Source organism: Pseudomonas sp. SIMBA_067, assembly GCF_046534675.1.
Lineage (GTDB): Bacteria > Pseudomonadota > Gammaproteobacteria > Pseudomonadales > Pseudomonadaceae > Aquipseudomonas > Aquipseudomonas putida.
On sequence record NZ_JAWRYH010001134.1, the window covers coordinates 1 to 244 of the forward strand.

1 protein-coding gene is annotated in these 244 nt (G+C 57.0%); it reads left to right on the forward strand.

The features are described 5' to 3' along the window. A partial coding sequence (locus tag SB765_RS32835) for a thiamine pyrophosphate-binding protein (protein WP_410932920.1) occupies window positions 1–244 on the forward strand: 244 nt, incomplete at both ends.

Consider the following 244-nt stretch of genomic DNA (forward strand, 5'->3'; position numbering starts at 1 on the left):
GCGTGGAGCACTTGCTATGCCGACATGAGCAGGGTGCGGCAATGGCGGCTATCGGTTATGCTCGTGCTACCGGCAAAACTGGCGTATGTATCGCCACGTCTGGTCCGGGCGCAACCAACCTGATAACCGGGCTTGCGGACGCACTGTTAGATTCCATCCCTGTTGTTGCCATCACCGGTCAAGTGTCCGCACCGTTTATCGGCACTGACGCATTTCAGGAAGTGGATGTCCTGGGATTGTCGTT